Here is a 239-nt window from a genome sequence, read left to right on the forward strand (position 1 = left end):
TCCTGCGTGATATATCTTCCCTGTGCAGGGTCGTAATACCGGTGCCGGTTATAGTACAACCCCGTCTCTTTATCCCACTGCTGCCCCGGCAGACGGATGAGCTGTTCCAGGTTATGCGGATTATCTTCCCGCAGCATATTCCCCCATTCATCAAACTCTGCGCGCCACGCAATGGCCCCGTTAACGTCAATCAGCGCCAGCGGCAGGCCCCGGTGGTCGCAGTGGTACAGGTGGATTTT

General features: G+C 56.5%; 1 protein-coding gene. It reads right to left on the bottom strand.

Features of this window, described 5'->3' with window-relative positions; all coding sequences use genetic code 11:
* Positions 1 to 239: RHS domain-containing protein (locus JTI98_RS21120; RefSeq protein ID WP_252869622.1), on the bottom strand; the 239-nt coding region annotated here is incomplete at both ends.

The sequence above is a fragment of the Citrobacter sp. MGH 55 genome (genome assembly GCF_016906145.1).
Lineage (GTDB): Bacteria > Pseudomonadota > Gammaproteobacteria > Enterobacterales > Enterobacteriaceae > Citrobacter_A > Citrobacter_A amalonaticus.